Raw genomic sequence first — 18,952 nt, forward strand, 5'->3', positions numbered from 1 at the left:
CGCATTAATCTTTATTAATACCCAGCTTTCGCATTTTTGAGCGCAGTGTACTCTCAGGTAAACCTAATTTAACGGCAGCTCCTTTATCTCCCGATATTTGCCAGTGCGATAACGCGAGAACAGAGGTTATATGCTGCTTTTGTGCTTCATCGAGCGTAAGCGAAGGGTTAATAACGACTTCACCACGCGCTTGTAAAGGCTGGCTTAGCTGTAAAACAGTCTGATTAGATAAAATAGCTTCGCGTTCAAGTACATTTTGCAGCTCTCTAATATTGCCTGGCCAATCATAGGCTTGCAGTTGTGTAATTGCTTTTTTACTTAGCCCTTTTAAATGTTTGCCCAGTCGTTTATTTAATTGTGTAATTAAATTAGCGCATAAATAAGGAATATCTTCTTTTCGCTCTTTTAAAGCGGGCACTTTTATAGGAAATACATTAAGCCGATAGTACAAATCAATTCTAAACGTGCCTTTTTGTACCATTTCCCATAAATCGCGATTAGTCGCAGCAATGACTCTAATATTTACTTTTAGCGTATTACTGCCACCCACACGTTCAAACTCTTGCTCTTGCAGTACTCTGAGTAATTTACTTTGCGCCTCAAGCGGCAGCTCTGCTATCTCATCTAAAAACAAGGTGCCTTTATCGGCAAGTTCAAAACGCCCTTTACGACGCTCATTTGCACCTGTAAACGCACCTTTTTCGTGACCAAATAATTCTGACTCTAGTAAACTCGGTGTAAATGCTGCGCAATTTACTTTAATAAAAGCTTGCTCGCTGCGTTTACTTAACCGATACAAGTTGCGGGCTACTAGCTCTTTACCTGTGCCATTTTCGCCAAGTATAAGCACGGTACTGTCGGTTTCACTTACCAGCTTTATTTGATCTAACATGGTTTGAAAGATATGGCTTTGTCCAACTAGCCCTGAGTCTTGCCAGTCTTCGTTAAGCTCTGCAATTAAGTAGTTGTTTTCATCTTTTAGCTGCTCACTTAAATTTTTTACCTGCTCAAGTGCGCTTTGCAGTGCATTTTGTGTTTGCTGTTGCAGTGATATATCGCGAAATACAGCTACAGCACCAATTAACTCGTCATTTCGATAAACCGGTGTAGAAGTATATTCTACTGCGAATGAGCTACCGTCTTTGCGCCAAAAAACTTCATTTTTAACTTCACGACGTTTTCCGTCAAACATGGTGCAATATATTTGGCATTCATCCGCAGGATAAGGCGTACCATCTGCATGAGTATGGTGATGATATTGATGTATTTTTTTACCTAATAAATCCTCTGCTCGCCAACCTGTCATGCGCTCAGCGGCAGGATTAACAAACACAGCATTACCCGACAGATCAAAACCATATATGCCCTCACCTACTGCATTGAGCAATAATTTAGGATCGTTTAAAAATTGTTTTATCATAAATGCACCTCGCGAAATATCGCGAGCATTATGACAATTTTTTAAACTAAGCGCACTCATTACTTAAAATGCACTTAAGTGCTAATTAAAACGCTATAAATAATGCTTAAACAGTGTTTTTACATCTACTTTTGAACCTAATCGCGCAGCTATTAAATAAAGCCCAGCCAGCTTTCGATGAATGAATAAAGCGTCAACCGGTGGCGTATGCCATTGCTGTGACTGCGCACTGAGGGCAAGCCCTGCATTTTTAATTTTGAGCGCTAGTTCGCTGTTTTTAAAATCAAATTCGCCATTTACCCTTAGCGGCTCGCATGCCATTAAAAATAAATCGATAACGTTATTTTTATAATCATCCACTAGGTCATTTTTAAAATAACCAATGTGTGAAGCCGCTTTAAGTACGCCTTCTCGGTTGTTTTCACTACCTGCTTTAAATAAGGCTAAATAAGCGTGGCTAAGCTGCATTGATATTTCTCGGGTTGCACCAAAATCAAATAAGACAATTTTTTGTGTATCAAGCTGATAATGAAAGTTGGCAAAGTTAGGGTCGGTTTGAATTAATTTAAATTCAAACATTTCTTTAAAAAACAAATCAATTAGCTGTGCTGCAACAAAGCTTTTTTGGTTATTAGGTAGCTCTGTAATACTCTCAATTGGCTCGGCCTTTATATATTCCATGGTAAGCACTTGCTGCGTGCTGTGCTCTGGATATACATTAGGCACTTTAAAATGGGGATTAGTTACTAGTGCATTTTTATAACGTATTAAATATTGCGCTTCTCTCGTATAATCAGCTTCTGCCAATAACTGAGCTTTGGCTTCACTAATAAGCGGTTTAATATTAAGATCTTTTGGCAATAATCGAGAAATCGTTAATAAAGAAATAACGTTATCGACATCACTTACTACACTTTTTGCAATACCAGGATATTGAATTTTAACAGCCAGTTGCTCACCATTCTCCTTATAAGCTAAATGAACCTGCCCAATAGAAGCGGCAGCAAAAGGTCTTAATTCAATATGAGAAAAACGCGCTAGCCAGTCATCTCCCCATTGCTCTTTTAACACTTCAACAAGCTGCTTATGAGGCATTGGATTCGCGTCTGAGCGCAGTAAAGCAAGTAATTGGGCTAATTCAGGACTGAGTAAGTCACCGGCATCCATTGAGAGTAATTGCCCAAGCTTCATTGCCGCACCACGTAAATGTGATAACTGTATGGCGAGCTTTTCAATGTTTTTAGGTTGTAGTAATAAACTTTTGTTATCCCAACCTTTGCCCGTTAATGCGCTTTTAGCACCATCAACTAGCATGTTGGTTGCAACACCTGTTGCGAGTGAGCCTAATTTTGCAAACCGAGAAAGTCGAGAGGTGGGAACAGTTCGAGGAGCTGCCATAATATTAAAACCTAATTAGCCTGAAAGTCAGGCTAATTAATACGTATATTGTAAGTAGGTCGATCTACTTATAGACGAGGTACTAGCTTAATTGCACCTTCGCTTATTTTCATATCAAGTGGAAGTTTACTAAGTAGCATTATTTTAGGGTCATCCATATTTAGAGTATAAACAGGGTTAACCGCTAAAAAAGCATTAATTACTTCCATTGCTTGGCTATCAAGTGCGCCTAAATTACCGCTAAAACCACCGGCATCTACACTCGAATCAAGTAACTTAATATTACGTAAAAACACTGCTTTTTTCTCACTGTCGTAAAATGGGCTGCCTTCAATTTGAAGCTGTAAACGTACTGGGTATTTTAATGCAAAAGCGTTAATTTCTGCGCTTGTGTCAGCACCAAGTACAACCACATCACGATTTTCTGGACCAATGTTTACGCTCAAATCATTTACATCAAACTGAACTGGTAAGCCCATTAAGCTCACTTCTTCACTTAGTTTTGGTAATTGCTTACTAAGTACAGACTCAACCTCAGAGTTAGTAAATGAATATACTGATATGCCTTGCGTGGTATTACAGGCAGTTAAAAATAACGCTACAATAATAACTAAAATTCTCATGAGAACCCTTTTGTTTATAAATTAGTGATACATAAAAAAGCCGCTATTAAAGCGGCTTATTAAAATACTAACCAGTATATATTAAGCTGCAAGTATCGCTTTAAGTCGCATTAGTGTGTCAGGTTCAACTGAACCGTCACTGAGCGCTAATAACTGTTTTAAATAATAGTTTAAATCAGCATGTTCGCCACGATGTTTGTCATCTAACATGGCTACTTGTTCTGCCATTCTAAGTGACTTATCAGTTGAACTTACGTTCGCTAGTATTTCCATACGCGTAATAAGCTGTTCAGTATTTAATGTTGTTTTAAGCGGTGCTTGGTACTGACTTGGTAGCGCTTCATTGTTCTCAAGTGCTGTAATTAACGCATCTAGATTAGCTTGCTCTGATTTGCTTGTAAGCAATGCAAGTTTATCGTCAATGGCCGCTAGTAGCTTAGTCACTTTTGGCGCTAACGATCTAAATTGCGTGTACCCTTTCACTTTTGTTTCTAGGTCGTGTAGCTGCGCTCTTTGATTTACATCGCTAAGTGCTGCTTCAAGCTCAGTAAGTTCTGCAACGGTTTGTTTATCCGACTCGTTTTGCTCAAGTTTTTGCTGTTCAAACTCACTACTACGCTTAGTAAATGTTTCATCGTTAAACTGACGAAACTTTTGCCATAACGCATTTTCAGCTTTCAAGCCTGCAAAACCAATCGTTTGCCATTGTTGCTGCATTTGCTTCAACTCTTGGCATGCAGCGGCTAAATCATCACTTTGTGACAACTGCTCTGCTTTTTCTACTAACTCATTTTTAAGTGCAGCATTACTTTTATGAAATGCGTTTAATAAAGCCAGCACTTGCTGTTGTTCATTTTTATAACGATCGTTTAATGTACGGTATGTTTTTGGATCAACTTTACCTACACTGCGCCACGCTTTGTTCAAACGATTGTATTGGCTTTCATATTGCTTCCAATCAAAGTCATCCTCAGCCGTAGGCTGTAAATGAAGTGCATGCATATCGCTAATAATACTTTCGCGTTGTGCTTTAGATGCTTCGCGTTGTACTTCTTGCTCTGCAAAGTAACTACGACAAGGTGCAAATAACAGCTCAATTTTTTCATCAAACTGAATGCCTTGTTGCTTCTCTTCGTCTGTATCTAAACGACCTAGCTCATTCCAACGTTTACGTAGTGCTTTTACCTGCTCAGCACGTTGTTGTGGGTCAGTACACTCTTCACTTACTAATGCGCTTACTTCTTCTAATAAGGCTTCACGCTTTGGTGCAGCAGCGTATTTTTGCCAATCTTTAGCATCTGCAAGTTGCGCTTCAAGCTCTGCTTTTATATTTACAAGCGGCTGTTGGTATTGTTCAGTAAGGGTATTAAATAATTCTTCAAACCCTTTAAATACGCCAAAAGCAACGTTAAAACGGCCTTCTTCAATTAGGCGTTTAACATCACGTGCTTTGCGTTTTGCTTGGCTTTGGTTTTTTTCAAGCGGCTTAACGAGTTCATTCATTGGTGCTAAAAATTGCTTTTTATGCGCGCTTAGCTGTGTTTTAAACGTACTTTGCAGTGCGCCATCTAATATATTTAAATGATTACGCGCTGCTTTAAAGCCATTGTTAAACTCAGTTAAAGTAGCATCGTACTGGGTTAAGTCTTCTGCTGGTTTAATTTCACACAATGCTGCAAAAGCGAGCTTGTACTCTTTAATGGCAGCGGTTAGCTCAGGTAGCTTAGCAACTTGAGTAAATAACTTTTCTAACTTACTTACAGCAAGTTTTGATTGCGTGTTATTAGCAAGCTCTGTTTCGCTAATAGCGTGCTTAGCTTGCGCTACTTTTGCATCAAGCCAATCTTGTTGAATTTGCTCTGGCGTTTCAAGACCAAGTTGTAAGGCATTTTCAATTTCTTCGCTTAACGCTTCAAGCGTTGCAAGGGCTAGCAATTGGCGCTGCTGTTGTGCTAATTGTTGCTGCTCTTTGTCGTGTACTGCTTTTAACTGCTCAATATGTGCATTTAACTTAGTGGTAATCGAAGTATATTTTTCACCAAGCAGCTTAACACGGTCATCACTTAACCATTTAAACTCAAGTGCTTGCCATTGAGCCATTAGCTCGCCTGCTTGTGGATTAACAACACCAAATTCTGTTTTTTCACGCAAAGCATTTAACTTCGCTAAAATAATACGTGTTGCACCCTCTACTTCAAGTGGCTTTTCTATTGCTAGACGTTCATTTTCAATATGCGTTTCAAGTGCTGCTTTTGCTCCACCCTTCGCATGTTTTACTAATGGCTTAATTAATTGATGAGTAATAACAAGTTCAACTAATTGAGTTTGTAGCTCTTCGCTACCTTCTTTAAATGCTTTTTCTACTAGTTTTGGATTTGCTAAACGTTTTAATAATTTAACGCGTACTTGCAGCTCTTTTTCTGCAAATGCTAACTTTTCAAGTGTTTTTACTGGCGCAAAGCGCTCAATGTATTCATTTTTAATTTGCGGTGTTAGTGCACTTTCGCTATTTAAAACAGCATTTGATATTTGCAGCTCTGCTATATCTTTTAATGCCTGATCTTGTTTATACGCTTTCCACCAAAGTGGTAAATCGTTTACTTTTTGTAGTGCTTTGCGGCGTATTTCAGCGGAGCTATCTTCAAGTGCTAACGTGTTTAATATGGTTGCATCACGTTCAATGTCTAATTTTTCGATAGCATCAAGACGTACTTGTTGCTTAGGGTGTTTCCACTTCGGTGTAAAAAGGTGCTTAAAGATCATGTTCACTAAACCTAGCTATTTCGTTGTCTGATTTGAATTCTTTTTGTAGTTGAGCTTTTGTCTTTTGGATCATTTCACCATTAGCACCAATCGTAAATTGCTCATTAGATTGAGCCACCTTTGCTTGATACAACATAACCAACTGCACTGTTTGTTGCTTTTGCTCATCTGATAAAACGGTGCCGTCTGGCCATTTGCCAGTAGAAGCACCGTATTGTAAGCGTTCGAATAATTCGGGAGTAATATTTTGTACAAGATTGTCGATATTCATGTCATTTTTTCTTTTTTAGAGTCACTAAAATAATACGGTTTATAATATACCAAATACAACCTACGCCAATTGCGGCAGTATAAGCATACCACTGAAGCGTTTCTTCTTGCGGTTGTAAAAAGTACAAACAGAAAAAACCACCTAAAAATAAGATAAGCGCCAAAAAGGAGTGATTTAGAAACATCTGCTTTTTTTTAATTCGCTGTTCGCGTTGAAGCTGTAAAACTTGCTCGTCGTTTAGCTCTGCAATGTTACTTTCGCAATGCGGACATTGTTTATGTTTATCTGAAATTGATTTTGCACATTTTGGGCAACGAATAATCGCCATACTTCTCTCCATACTACGCATAAAAAAAGCGCCTTTCGGCGCCTTTATTGTACTTGTTTTATTTCTCGTTGTCTTTTTTGAATTTAAACCAATAAGTGATTTAGAAACGATAAACATCCAAGTTACTCACTAAGTTTAATTACTCAGCGTCTTTTGATTGTTTTGCTAGGCGTTTTTCCCAAAAAGTGGCATTTTTAATACCTAATTTAACTGGGTCAAATATGATTTTTCCGCCCTTTTTCTTCTGTTCTTCATAATCACTTAAACATAATAAAGCAGGCTTAGCTACGAAGAAAATAGCTAAAATACCTAATATGTTAATCCAAGCCATTAAGCCAACGCCAATATCACCAATAGTCCAAATATAACCTGAATTGTTGACCATGCCGTATGCAACCATAAACATAATCACAAATTTCACGATAACAAGCGGAATACTGCCTTTAAAATAACGATTTAAGTAAGCAATGTTAGTTTCTGCAATAAAGTAATAGGCAAGTATTGTAGTAAAGGCAAAGAAGAACAATGCAATACCCACAAATGCTTGTCCAAAACTGCCAAATACACTAAATAAAGCCATTTGAGTAAAGGCTGCTGAGCCTACTTCAGTGGCTGCATCAACATTTTGTACAATAAACTGCCCTGCTGGTAACTCACCCACAACATTGTATTGCTGCGTTATTAAAATCATCAACGCTGTTGCTGTACATACAAAAAGAGTATCAACATAAACAGAAAAGGCTTGTACTAACCCCTGTTGAGCAGGGTGGTCTACTTCTGCAGCAGCTGCTGCATGAGGCCCAGTACCTTGGCCTGCTTCATTAGAATATATACCACGTTTGACGCCCCAACCAATAGCAGCACCAAAACCGGCCTGCGCAGTAAATGCATCACTAATAATTAAATAAAATATATCGCCCACTTTATCTAAGTTTAAAAATACAACGATTAGTGCCAATACTATGTAACCAAGCGCCATAAATGGCACTACAATTTGCGTAAAGTTAGCAATACGCTTTATACCGCCAAAAATAATAAATGCTAAAACAATAAGTATAATTGCCAGTGCAACTAACTTAAAGCTGCCTATGTCACCAAAGCTAGTAGTGACCATATTGCCATCGCCAAACACTTGGGTAAACGCATTACCTACTGCATTTGCTTGTACGCCGGGCAGAAAAACACCACAAGCAATAATTGCCGAAACAGCAAATAAAACAGCTAGCCATTTTTGCCCTAAACAACGGTCAAAATAATATGCTGGGCCACCACGGTATTGCCCGTTTTCTTCTGTTTTATAAATTTGGCCTAAAGTAGATTCTGCATATGCGGTACTTGCTCCTAGAAAAGCAACAACCCACATCCAAAAAATAGCACCTGGACCACCAAAACCGATAGCTGCTGCAACACCAGCAATATTACCAACACCTACTCGTCCAGATAACGATACTGCAAGAGCTTGAAAAGATGAGATACCTTTATCAGACGTGTTAGGACTGAATAATAGCTTACACATTTCTTTAAAATGTCTAACTTGAGCAAATCGAGTTAACACTGAATAAAACAAGCCTGCGCCTAGGCATAAATAGATGAGTGCATTACTCCAAACAACATCATTAACAGCGCTTACAAAAGCTTCCATGGATATCCTCTATAGTTATATTTATTATTTTTAATTACGAGACTCTGCTTTAGCTACTACGCAACATAAGTTTCACGAAATAAGGTTTTACCTTTCCCGTCCCGACTCATTATTTAATTAATCTTAACTTAAGTACCCCAACTTTGTTAACACTTAATTTTCAAAATATCTAATAACGTAGCTATCGCAAGGCACTACATCAGCAGTATTTAAAGGAAAGTAGATTGATTTGTACCGATACGGTGATGATACGCCGCGAAGAAACGTTAAAAACGTTTTGGAATGAAGTTGCTATATGATTATTATTTTTTGTAAAAGGGGTTTTACTAAAAGCAAAAAGGGCATCAAAACTATTGATACCCTTCAAATAAACGTTTTATCTTAAATTATCAACAACATTAACAATTGCCGCTAATGTATCTTGACCAAATTGATATGAACGACGGTCTGACCAACCATAATCTGGATCAGGTAAATCGTTGTTATCTTTAAATGGCATTTCAATTGTGTACGTTAATGCTTTAAATTCTTCAGCAGTAGCTGATGAACCTACTGTAAGGTTAGCTTGGCCTGGCTCATCTTTTGGATAGCCATGTTCATCTTGAAACTCTGGAGTAATAGTTAAAAGCGCTGCTTTAAAGCTATCTTCTAGGCCTTTAAGGCGTGCATCGTAACTTGGAATACCTTCACTGCCTGCAACAAAGTTATACGGGATAGCTTCATCACCGTGTATATCAAGGTGCATATCTAGGCCAGCTTCACGCATTTTATTAAGCACTAAGTAAACTTCAGGGCTATTTTCCATGCTTGGTGTTTGCCATTCACGATTTAAGTTAACGCCTTTAGCGTTAGTACGCAAATGTCCGCGTGCGCTGCCGTCAGGGTTCATATTTGGTACAACGTAAAATACTGCTTTTGACAATAATGCAGCTGCATGTGGGTCTTCGTCATCAAGTAATTTGTGCAATAGCCCTTCTACATACCACTGCGCCATTGTTTCACCTGGATGTTGACGTGCTGTGATCCAGATGTTTTTCTTATCTTCACTTGGCTCACCAATTTTAAGCACACTCATATCGCGGCCATCTAGTGTTTCACCAAGCGTTATTAGTTGGCAAGCGCCTTGGCTTTGTGCCCAAGACAATAAATCTAAATGGCGGTCGTAACTGTATGGTGCAAAGTAAGCAAAATATACGCTGCCGCACTCTGGTTCAATTTCAAAGCTTAATGTGCCATTTTCATAGCTTGATGGTACACGAAACCATGTTTGACGGTCATATGATGCAACAGCTTGATACCCTTCCCAACCATCTGGGTAAGCTGATTTATCAAGCTCATTAATATTTAACTTATGCAATTGGTAAGGTGTTGTTTCAAGACGAAAGTGAAACCACTGATAAAATTCAGACTGGTGATCTTTATTAATTTCTAATTGAATATTTAAAGGATCGGTGGCTTCAATAACTTTGATATTACCACTGTCGAAATTGCTGCTGATTTTCATGAAAAAACCTTTAGGTTGGATAAGTTTATCTGCTTATTAATTCACAGAACTGACATTATTTTGTAAATAATAAAACGAATGTGCATTTTCTTAATTAAAGCCTATCACAAGGGATACGCTTTAAAAATAATACACGACCAAAAAAGCCAGCAACATGCTGGCTTTTAAGTCACTGCAAATAAATTAGCGAGGTAAGCTTGGGAATGACACTTCGGCCATATCGCGCATACAACGAACTACTTGGCAGCTGTAACCAAACTCATTGTCGTACCATACATATAAAACAATACGGTTATCTTCAACAATCGTTGCTTGTGAATCAACAACACCTGCGTAACGGCTACCTACTAAATCGGTAGATACAATTTCCGTTGATGCGGTGTAATCAATTTGGTCACGTAAGTCTGAATGAAGTGCTGTATCGCGTAAAAATGCGTTTAGCTCTTCAACTGATGTGCTTGTTGCTAAATTAAGGTTCAAAATAGCGAGCGACACATTAGGTGTAGGTACGCGGATTGCGTTACCTGTTAATTTGCCTTCAAGCTCTGGTAATGCTTTTGAAACCGCTTTTGCAGCCCCTGTCTCAGTGATTACCATATTAAGTGCTGCGGCACGGCCACGACGCTCTGCTTTGTGGTAGTTATCAATAAGGTTTTGATCGTTCGTGTACGAGTGTACAGTTTCAACATGACCATTATTAATACCAAACTTATCGTTTAATGCTTTAAGCGTTGGTGTAATTGCATTAGTTGTACAGCTTGCTGCACAAACAATTTTATCTTCAGGTAAAATATCTTTGTTGTTAACACCATATACGATGTTTTTGATATTACCTTTTGCAGGAGCTGTTAATAATACTTTTGCAGCGCCTTTACACTCTAGATGCTGGCCAAGGCCCGCTTCGTCTTTCCAAATACCGGTGTTATCAACAATTAATGCATTGTCGATACCGTATTGAGTGTAATCAACTTCGCTAGGAGAGTTGGCGTAAATAACTTGAATGTAGCTACCGTTAGCTTTAATTGCATTACGCTCTTTATCAATAGTGATTGAACCATTGAACGGACCATGAATTGAATCACGACGCAGTAAGCTAGCACGCTTTTCTAGGTCGCCATCTTTACCGCCACGCACAACAATAGCGCGCAAACGTAAATCTGCATATGGACCTGATTTTTCAATTAATAAACGCGCTAGTAAACGACCAATACGACCAAAACCATACAATACAACATCGCGTGGTTCTTTCGCTGGTAAGTCAGCTATTTCTGCAAGTTCATCTTTTACAAATTCTTCTACTGAGCGGCCTTTAGCTGCTTCTGTAAATAAATAGCTGTATGCAAGTTTACCAATATCAATGCGTGCAGAGTTTAATTCCATTTTGCTGATAGCTTCTAAAAATGGGAAGCTTTCGCGTAAACGTAATTTAGTGCCTTCAAACTGAGCAACGGTTTTGTGAGATTTGATAATATCGATAGTACTGGCATTTACGAGAGGACGGCCATATACAGCGATTTCAATACCACGATTACGGTAAAGCTTACCAATGATTGGTTGCATGCTTTCTGCGTAATCTTGGCGCTCTTGCCAACTATTTGTGTATTCTAACTCGTGAGATGAGGTCATTTTATTTACCTAAGTTTATCATTTTGAACGGATAGCCTTTAAAAATGCACTATATTTTGAGAGTAATGCACTTCGGCAGGGCTATTCTAATTTAATCTGAAGTTATTCTCTACTGTTAGGCGTTAAATGATTGCGTTAGAATAATAAGGTAGCTATACATTTGGCGTTAAGGAATGCTTAAAAAAGCAAGTGTACTATTGGGTTTGCTTACGTTGTCAGGGTGTGAAGAGACGTTGACACTCGCAAAAGTGTGTAAAGAAACACCTGGTTTTTGTAGCGACTTAAACAAAGACAGTCACTGCAAGGATGAACGCGCTGATGTAATTATTAAACGTTACATAGAATACAAAGACCCTACTGATGAAAATAAATACCAATTACTCAAGAAATTTAATTTTATAACCAATGTATAACTGTGGCTGCCAAAATAGAGCATATTAAGTTAAAAGCTAAAAAACGTCACGTATTGACGGTCAATTAACGAGCATTAAAGAAATGACTCCGTTATATCAAGATTCCCAAAATACAAACCATCCCGGTTTACTCTACTACCAATGGTCACGAAATAATGACCAAAGTGCACTGACAAAATTATTGGCTATAGAAAATGACAAAAGTGTAACGCAAAGTGCCGAAATACAGTTTTTTCTAGCATCTTATACCAATCTGCTTATATATGGGGTCTATTTAACGTTAAGAAAATTACGCTAGAACTAGGCAAAAATTTTTGTATCTAGTTGTTCTCGGCAATTGCTCCCTGCATTGCTCTACCTCCTGCATCCATGCAGTCGTAAATAAAAAACTTTTAACGACGTTATAGTGCAATTTAATTCGTTAAATTGATCAAAGATTTATGCAGTTTGGTATTATACCAAGGTTATTCAGGGCAAATAAAAAGGCAGCTTACGCTGCCTTTTTTTATTTTTCTTTGCTTGTGCCCACTTCTACGCGGGTTTTAAGCTTTTGACCTGGTCGAAAAGTCACCACACGACGTGCCGAAATAGGAATATCTTCGCCTGTTTTCGGGTTGCGGCCTGGTCTTTCTTTTTTGTCTCGAAGATCAAAGTTACCAAATCCAGAGAGCTTAACCTGCTCGCCTTTTTCTAGCGCTGAGCGGATTTCTTCAAAAAACGCTTCAACTAAATCTTTGGCATCTTTTTTATTGATCCCGAGCTTTTCAAATAGGTGTTCAGCTATGTCGGCTTTAGTAAGCGCCATATCTAGTCCCTCAACGATGCATTAAACTGTTCGGCCAATTCGGCCACCACGTTATCAACTACTAGATTGATATCTTTCTCTTCGAGTGTTCTATCAACCGCTTGCAGTGTTAGAGCAATCGCCAAACTCTTATAATTTGGCTCAATACCTTTGCCCTTATACACATCGAATAAGTTTAGGTCAACCAATTGATTTCCGCCAACTTTTTCGATCACGCTTAAAATGTCACCAGATTTAACGCTGTCTGCCACTAAAATCGCGATGTCGCGGCGATTTGAAGGGAATTTAGACACACCTTCTGCTTGCGGTAAATTTCTTTTTTCTATTGCTGACATTTCAATTTCAAAAACAAAAGTTGCGTTGTTGATATCTAACGACTTTTGAGCTTGAGGGTGTAAAGCACCAAAAAAACCAACCTTTTTGCCATCAACATATATCACTGCTGATTGACCAGGGTGAAGTCCATCTGACTGCTCTGCTTTAATTTCAAAACGAGTTACGTCATTGGTAATAGCAAGTAAAGCTTCAACATCACCTTTTAGGTCGTAAAAATCAACATTCCGTTTTTCTTCAACCCAATGCTCACCATTTACAAGACCCGTAATAACACCACCAATAACCGGTACTTGGTAAACACCATTTTCTGCACTTTCGTCGCTTATAAACTTAAGCCCATGTTCGAATAAACGAATACGAGGCTGTTGGCGATTTTGGTTATACACTACAGATGCTAATAAACCCGGCATTAAACTTACACGCATTGCTGACATTTCAATCGAAATAGGATGCGGTAATACCATTGCTTTACACTCTGGGTGTAAAATAGCTTGAGCTTTAGGGTCTACAAAACTGTATGTAATTGCTTCTTGGTAACCACGAGTCACTAGCGTATTACGAAATTTGCTAAGCGCAATAGTTGCTTCGTTATGCGTGGTCATTTTAAGTTTTGCCGTTGGTGCAACATTTGGAATACTGTTGTAACCGTAAACACGTGCTACTTCTTCAATTAAATCTTCTTCGATGCGAATATCAAAACGGTAGCTTGGTACGTCCGCACTCCAGCTTTCATTTTCTACTTTAACATCAAGCCCTAAACGCGTAAGAATGTCAGTTACTTTAGCATCTTCAATATGATGACCAATAACACGGTCTAAACGCGCACGACGAAGACGTACTTCAGTCACTTTTGGTAACTTATCAGCCGCTACAGCTTCAACAACTGGACCTGCTTGACCACCTACAATCTCAAGTAGAAGTGCTGTTGCACGTTCCATCGCATCATGTTGTAGAGCAAAATCAACACCGCGTTCATAACGGTGTGAAGCATCAGTGTGTAAACCGTAGCTACGTGCTTGCCCTGCAATTGCTATAGGATTAAAGAACGCGCTTTCAAGTAATATATCAGATGTTTTATCTGTAACACCTGATTGCTCACCACCAAAAATACCCGCAATTGCAAGTGCTTTATTATGATCGGCTATCACAAGTGTTGTGTCGTTTAATTTAGCGGTATTACCGTCTAGTAAAACAAGTTCTTCACCTGCGTTTGCACTACGAACTTTAATACCACCTTCAATCGCATTTAAATCAAACGCGTGCATTGGGTGACCAAGTTCAAGTAATACATAGTTAGTAACATCAACTACAGGGTCGATTGAACGTACGCCACTGCGACGTAGCTTTTCAACCATCCAAAGCGGTGTTTCTGCGTCAAGGTTAATGCCTTTGATCACACGACCAAGGTAACGAGGACATGCATCTTCGTTAACTAATTCAATTAATACTTTGTCATCAATAGTTGGAGTAACCGCAGGGATATCTAATACATTTACGTCAATACTATTTAAAACACCGACTTCACGTGCAAGGCCTTTAATACCTAAACAGTCACCACGGTTTGGTGTTAAATCAACATCTATAATATTGTCATCAAGACCTAGGTAGTCACGTAAATCAGTACCAATTGGGGCATCGCTTGGCAATTCCATAATGCCGTCGCCTTCTTCGCTAATACCTAGCTCAACAAAAGCGCATAGCATTCCGTTTGAAGGTTGACCGCGTAGTTTGGCTTTTTTAATCTTAAAGTCACCAGGCAGTACAGCGCCTACAGTTGCAACTGCAACCTTAATACCTAAACGACAATTTGGTGCACCACACACGATATCAAGTAGCTCATCGCCACCTACGTTAATTTTGGTAACACGCAGTTTATCTGCATCAGGGTGTTGTCCACATTCAACAACTTCACCCACAACTACACCATTAAATTTGGCAGCAGCAGGCTCTACACCATCAACTTCTAGACCAGCCATTGAAAGCTGTTCCGAAAGAGCTTGCGTATCAATAGCAGGATTAACCCACTCTCTTAACCACTTTTCACTAAATTTCATTTTATTGTTTCACTCTTAACGGAACTGGTTTAGGAATTTTAAGTCATTTTCGAAAAATGCACGTAAATCGTTTACGCCATAGCGCAACATAGTTAAACGCTCTACACCCATGCCAAAAGCAAAGCCGGTGTATTTTTCTGGGTCAATGCCCACAGACTTAAGTACATTTGGATGTACCATGCCGCAGCCTAGTACTTCTAACCACTTACCGTCTTTACCCATAACATCTACTTCAGCCGAAGGTTCTGTAAACGGGAAGAATGAAGGACGGAAACGAATTTCCATATCTTCTTCAAAGAAGTTACGTAAAAAATCATGCAAAATACCCTTAAGCTCAGTAAAGCTAACATCGGTATCAACCATCAAACCTTCAACCTGATGGAACATAGGTGTATGTGTTTGATCGTAATCGTTACGGTATACACGACCAGGTGAAATAATGCGCAGTGGTGGCTGCTCAGTTTCCATAGTACGAATTTGCACGCCACTTGTTTGTGTACGTAGTACTAATTTAGGATTGAAATAAAACGTATCGTGGTCAGCACGAGCAGGATGATGCTCAGGAATATTTAGCGCATCAAAGTTATGAAAATCATCTTCGATTTCTGGACCAGATTTAACTTCAAAACCTAACTCACCGAAAAAGCTTTCTATACGCTCAATAGTGCGCGTAACTGGGTGCAAACCGCCAGTTGGCATAACACGCCCTGGTAGTGTTACATCGATAGTTTCAGCAGCTAGCTTTTCTTCAAGTGCCTTACCTGCTAGCAATTCACGCTTTTCGTTAATAGCAGCTTGTACATCTTGTTTAGCTTGGTTTATAACTTGGCCTGCTTCTTTACGTTCTTCAGGTGCTATTTTACCTAACGTTTTAAGTAAGCTAGTGATTTCGCCTTTTTTACCAAGGTAGTTAACCCTGATATCTTCTAACTGCGCTATTTCACTGGCACTGGCTACCGCCTCAAGTGCTTGCGCTAATATGTTTTCTAAGTTCATTCGATACCTGATCTTTCACAGAAGGTGATTGCTTAAGAGCGTGTTGGCCTTTCAAGATTGCTTTACAACAGTGTTATTGGTTCTTAAACAAGGCTAAGCACTGCGGTGTAGTTTCCTACATCATCATGCTGTAACGCTAAATAAAGACCAAATACATGCTGCCTGAAGTGCTTTACTGTGGGTGGCTTATTTTTTGTTGCTCGGATTTTGTATACAAATACTATGCTACAAACCTTGCGACGTGATTAAAAACACTCTTAAGTAAAACAAATTCCAATCAGGAAAGGTAAACACGCTCTGATAATAGCTTATGATAACTGAAAGCAGGGTCTAGATTCTAGACCTACTACAGCTTTAACGTTGATTTTATAAAAGGAATTGTTAATTTTCGCTGTGCTGCCATAGATGCATGATCTAATTTGTCGAGTACATCTAATAAAGCACGCATATCACGACTTAAACGGGTTAGTAAAAAGCGTGCACACTCATCACTTAATTCAAGGCCGCGCATATGAGCGCGCTTAACAAGTGCTTGTGCTTTATCGTCGTCACTCATAGAACGAATTTGAAAGGTTGTCCCCCACGTTAAGCGAGACTCTAAGTCAGGCAGCGAGATATTAAGCATGCTAGGAAGTAAATCGGCAGTTACTACTAACATTTTTCCGGGTTCGTTAAACCGGTTAAAAAAGTTAAATAGTGCTTTTTCCCATGCATCATTTCCTGCAACTAAATGCGCGTCATCAATACATAGAACATCAAGTGCTTCTAAACCGTCTAATACCATAGGTCCAAAGTCAATTACTTCGCGCATAGACAGCAGCATATTAGATAGGCCACGCTCTTGTGCTTTAATGCAGGTTGCATACAAAAGGTGAGACTTACCCGAATCACCTAACCCACATAAATAAGTATACTGAAACTTTTTAGCTAACTTCGAAAAGCTATCTTTTAAATGGTTAACCTCTAACGAATCTTCCCCACCAAAGTACGATGCAAATGTTTCGTCATCCGGCAAGGTAACCGGTAATGCCATTTGCATCGGCTCAGAAGTTAGCATTATGGCGTTATCCATTGATACTCTAAGCTATTTTTATCAACAACATGATAAAAAGCGCGTGGATCCTCATAATCTTTAAATGAGGAGTCGAGCCCCAGCCCTTTTTTAAGATCACTTAGATTACCAGTGTGGTTTAGTTTAAATTCTACAAATTCTGGTGTTTTACGAACAATTTTAACTTGCGTAACAACGCTTAAGTTCAATAATCTTTGTTTTGCTAATTCAACATCAACAAAACTTTGCGTGCCTTTTAATGTTAGCGTGGCCGCGGCTTGTTCATAGTAAGCATTTGGATCAATAGCGTACTCACTTGCAAGACCTCGTGCTAGGGTATCGATCATTTGGCTCACTATTTGCTGCTTATCGCCCGTTAATCTATTTGAATCAAATTGGTCATCATTAGTAAAACGCCAATCTAAGATCCAATTTTCGCTATCCACCTCTTTGTACATTCTTGCAGTAATACTTCGCTCAGCACTGTAGCGCCTAGAAGCCTCTTCTACTGGTTCTGAAAAGTTACCCCACACCTCAGGAATACCTACTAAACGCCTATCTTGTAAATCAAGTAATGGCACAACGACAGGTAAACCTCGGCGTCCAGCTTTGTCATAAATGAGCTGTTCTAACTGCGGATAACTTTCTTGTGTTACTAATTCTCTGCGCCAATTGTCTTCAATACCTAACCATATTGCGACTAATGGGCGTTGTACCCCCCACAACGGTAAGTTTAACTCTTTGATTAACGCATTGATCTTCCGAGCTTCAAATTTAACAACGAGCTTCAATTGTCCATTTGCTCTCTCGTCATATTCAAACTTAAGCATATAGTCAGAAATATCTTTAGTGCGTTGCTGCGCTAGTTTGTTTTGATCCGCAGTTTCATCACCGCTTACTTTCACTAAAACATTGAGTAAAGCTTTACGGCTCGCCGCTAATCGAGTGTCTCGTGTTTTATCATCCACTTTTAAAATATCTTGATATAGATCAGTTACTTCAACTGCCGACGCAGAGAAACAAAATAAAATGGATATGGCGCTAATTAATAATCTATACACAGGCTATTAGTTCTTGGTTTTAAACTGATTTGATCCTAAATCAAACCCAGTAACAAAGCAAAATTATATTTGTTATCAGTATTATTATAAAAATTTAGAAATAGAGACTTTAAAATATATTGTTAATTATCGATTTAGTTTATAGAATTCTCAGGTGTTTTTAACGTCGGGAGTCGCTACGCTCGCCGGACCTACGTGGTGGGCGTTGACGAGTGTATATTAATTGTGCGCATCTCACTTTTCTGCAGACATAAAAAAGCCCGAATCGTTAGATTCGGGCTCTCTAAAATTTGAAGCCTGGTAATGTCGTAGTGCCCACAGCGGTAGAGAGTCACATAGCAAATGCTACACTATCTTTGGCGGGGGCTCGCCTTCGAGCTGTTTTGTTTCACTACTGAGTTCGGCATGGGCTCTTGGCTATTTACTAAACCCCAGACAGCAAAAAACCCGTTACATTGCTGTAACGGGTTTCTACAATTTGAAGCCTGATAATGTCGTAGTGCCCACAGCGGTAGAGAGCCACATAGCAAATGCTACACTATCTTTGTGTCGCGATATGAGTATGTGTTAATTGCGCGCATTTCACTTTTCTACAGACGTAAAAAATCCCGAATCGTTAGATTCGGGCTTTCTACAATTTGAAGCCTGGTAATGTCCTACT

At 39.0% G+C, this 18,952-nt stretch carries 14 protein-coding genes and 1 pseudogene; 1 reads left to right on the forward strand and 14 read right to left on the reverse strand.

All coding sequences use genetic code 11. From position 1 onward, the window contains the following. Positions 1 to 4 precede the first annotated feature (4 nt). The 9 genes from PX700_RS02200 to PX700_RS02240 all read right to left on the reverse strand — a co-directional run bounded on the left by PX700_RS02200 (position 5) and on the right by PX700_RS02240 (position 11,575). Complete coding sequence (locus PX700_RS02200; protein WP_479519725.1) at positions 5 to 1,420, reverse strand: sigma-54 interaction domain-containing protein; 1,416 nt, start codon at positions 1,418 to 1,420, stop codon at positions 5 to 7. A 93-nt stretch (positions 1,421 to 1,513) separates the two neighbouring features. Further along, positions 1,514 to 2,818, reverse strand: coding sequence for an ABC1 kinase family protein (locus tag PX700_RS02205; RefSeq protein WP_479519726.1), 1,305 nt, complete (start codon positions 2,816 to 2,818; stop codon positions 1,514 to 1,516). A gap of 68 nt (positions 2,819 to 2,886) precedes the next feature. Further along, the gene (locus PX700_RS02210; protein ID WP_479519727.1) at positions 2,887 to 3,441 is read right to left on the reverse strand and encodes a YceB family lipoprotein; all 555 of its coding nucleotides are present in this window, start codon (positions 3,439 to 3,441) and stop codon (positions 2,887 to 2,889) included. Between the two features lie 81 nt (positions 3,442 to 3,522). Further along, positions 3,523 to 6,204, reverse strand: coding sequence for a DUF349 domain-containing protein (locus PX700_RS02215; RefSeq protein WP_479519728.1), 2,682 nt, complete (start codon positions 6,202 to 6,204; stop codon positions 3,523 to 3,525). Continuing rightward, positions 6,194 to 6,475 (reverse strand): YeaC family protein, encoded by a 282-nt coding sequence (locus PX700_RS02220; RefSeq protein WP_007378333.1) that lies wholly within the window; start codon positions 6,473 to 6,475, stop codon positions 6,194 to 6,196. Before PX700_RS02220 ends, PX700_RS02215 begins: the two co-directional genes overlap by 11 nt. A 1-nt stretch (position 6,476) precedes the next feature. After that, positions 6,477 to 6,803: a hypothetical protein gene (locus PX700_RS02225; protein ID WP_024593065.1), complete on the reverse strand. Its 327-nt coding sequence runs from the start codon at positions 6,801 to 6,803 to the stop codon at positions 6,477 to 6,479. Positions 6,804 to 6,942: 139 nt separating this feature from the next. Then, on the reverse strand, positions 6,943 to 8,445 hold the full coding sequence (locus PX700_RS02230; protein WP_479519729.1) for an alanine/glycine:cation symporter family protein: 1,503 nt from the start codon (positions 8,443 to 8,445) through the stop codon (positions 6,943 to 6,945). A 376-nt stretch (positions 8,446 to 8,821) separates the two neighbouring features. After that, complete coding sequence (locus PX700_RS02235; protein WP_010554015.1) at positions 8,822 to 9,949, reverse strand: M14 family metallopeptidase; 1,128 nt, start codon at positions 9,947 to 9,949, stop codon at positions 8,822 to 8,824. Positions 9,950 to 10,132: 183 nt separating this feature from the next. Further along, positions 10,133 to 11,575 carry a glyceraldehyde-3-phosphate dehydrogenase gene (locus PX700_RS02240; RefSeq protein WP_024593068.1) on the reverse strand — a complete coding sequence of 481 codons (1,443 nt, stop codon included), beginning with the start codon at positions 11,573 to 11,575 and terminating at the stop codon, positions 10,133 to 10,135. A 173-nt stretch (positions 11,576 to 11,748) separates the two neighbouring features. On the opposite strand from PX700_RS02240, the pseudogene PX700_RS02245 reads away from it, so the two are divergent. Beyond that, positions 11,749 to 12,235 (forward strand): annotated as a pseudogene (locus PX700_RS02245) (DUF2989 domain-containing protein); the annotation flags it as partial. A gap of 258 nt (positions 12,236 to 12,493) precedes the next feature. On the opposite strand, the gene ihfA reads toward PX700_RS02245, so the two are convergent. From ihfA to PX700_RS02270, 5 genes are all read right to left on the reverse strand, one after another. After that, entirely contained in the window at positions 12,494 to 12,793 is a 300-nt protein-coding gene (ihfA, locus tag PX700_RS02250; RefSeq protein ID WP_077537572.1) for an integration host factor subunit alpha, read from the reverse strand. 2 nt (positions 12,794 to 12,795) lie between these two features. Continuing rightward, positions 12,796 to 15,183, reverse strand: a complete 2,388-nt coding sequence (gene pheT, locus PX700_RS02255; protein WP_479519730.1) for a phenylalanine--tRNA ligase subunit beta — start codon at positions 15,181 to 15,183, stop codon at positions 12,796 to 12,798. A gap of 15 nt (positions 15,184 to 15,198) precedes the next feature. Then, complete coding sequence (gene pheS / locus PX700_RS02260) at positions 15,199 to 16,179, reverse strand: phenylalanine--tRNA ligase subunit alpha (RefSeq protein ID WP_182734245.1); 981 nt, start codon at positions 16,177 to 16,179, stop codon at positions 15,199 to 15,201. A gap of 346 nt (positions 16,180 to 16,525) precedes the next feature. Further along, the gene (hda, locus tag PX700_RS02265) at positions 16,526 to 17,236 is read right to left on the reverse strand and encodes a DnaA regulatory inactivator Hda (RefSeq protein WP_479519739.1); all 711 of its coding nucleotides are present in this window, start codon (positions 17,234 to 17,236) and stop codon (positions 16,526 to 16,528) included. Beyond that, on the reverse strand, positions 17,236 to 18,291 hold the full coding sequence (locus tag PX700_RS02270; RefSeq protein WP_479519731.1) for a DUF2066 domain-containing protein: 1,056 nt from the start codon (positions 18,289 to 18,291) through the stop codon (positions 17,236 to 17,238). The genes hda and PX700_RS02270 overlap by 1 nt, the downstream gene beginning before the upstream one ends. Positions 18,292 to 18,952: the final 661 nt, after the last annotated feature.

The organism is Pseudoalteromonas sp. TP27, from assembly GCF_056470645.1.

Bases quoted from the DNA above. Each gene is read 5' to 3' on its own strand.
- PX700_RS02200 (WP_479519725.1), bottom strand. From the start codon at position 1,420: ATGATAAAACAATTTTTAAACGATCCTAAATTATTGCTCAATGCAGTA.
- PX700_RS02205 (WP_479519726.1), bottom strand. From the start codon at position 2,818: ATGGCAGCTCCTCGAACTGTTCCCACCTCTCGACTTTCTCGGTTTGCA.
- PX700_RS02210 (WP_479519727.1), bottom strand. From the start codon at position 3,441: ATGAGAATTTTAGTTATTATTGTAGCGTTATTTTTAACTGCCTGTAAT.
- PX700_RS02215 (WP_479519728.1), bottom strand. From the start codon at position 6,204: ATGATCTTTAAGCACCTTTTTACACCGAAGTGGAAACACCCTAAGCAA.
- PX700_RS02220 (WP_007378333.1), bottom strand. From the start codon at position 6,475: ATGAATATCGACAATCTTGTACAAAATATTACTCCCGAATTATTCGAA.
- PX700_RS02225 (WP_024593065.1), bottom strand. From the start codon at position 6,803: ATGGCGATTATTCGTTGCCCAAAATGTGCAAAATCAATTTCAGATAAA.
- PX700_RS02230 (WP_479519729.1), bottom strand. From the start codon at position 8,445: ATGGAAGCTTTTGTAAGCGCTGTTAATGATGTTGTTTGGAGTAATGCA.
- PX700_RS02235 (WP_010554015.1), bottom strand. From the start codon at position 9,949: ATGAAAATCAGCAGCAATTTCGACAGTGGTAATATCAAAGTTATTGAA.
- PX700_RS02240 (WP_024593068.1), bottom strand. From the start codon at position 11,575: ATGACCTCATCTCACGAGTTAGAATACACAAATAGTTGGCAAGAGCGC.
- ihfA (WP_077537572.1), bottom strand. From the start codon at position 12,793: ATGGCGCTTACTAAAGCCGACATAGCTGAACACCTATTTGAAAAGCTC.
- pheT (WP_479519730.1), bottom strand. From the start codon at position 15,183: ATGAAATTTAGTGAAAAGTGGTTAAGAGAGTGGGTTAATCCTGCTATT.
- pheS (WP_182734245.1), bottom strand. From the start codon at position 16,179: ATGAACTTAGAAAACATATTAGCGCAAGCACTTGAGGCGGTAGCCAGT.
- hda (WP_479519739.1), bottom strand. From the start codon at position 17,236: ATGCTAACTTCTGAGCCGATGCAAATGGCATTACCGGTTACCTTGCCG.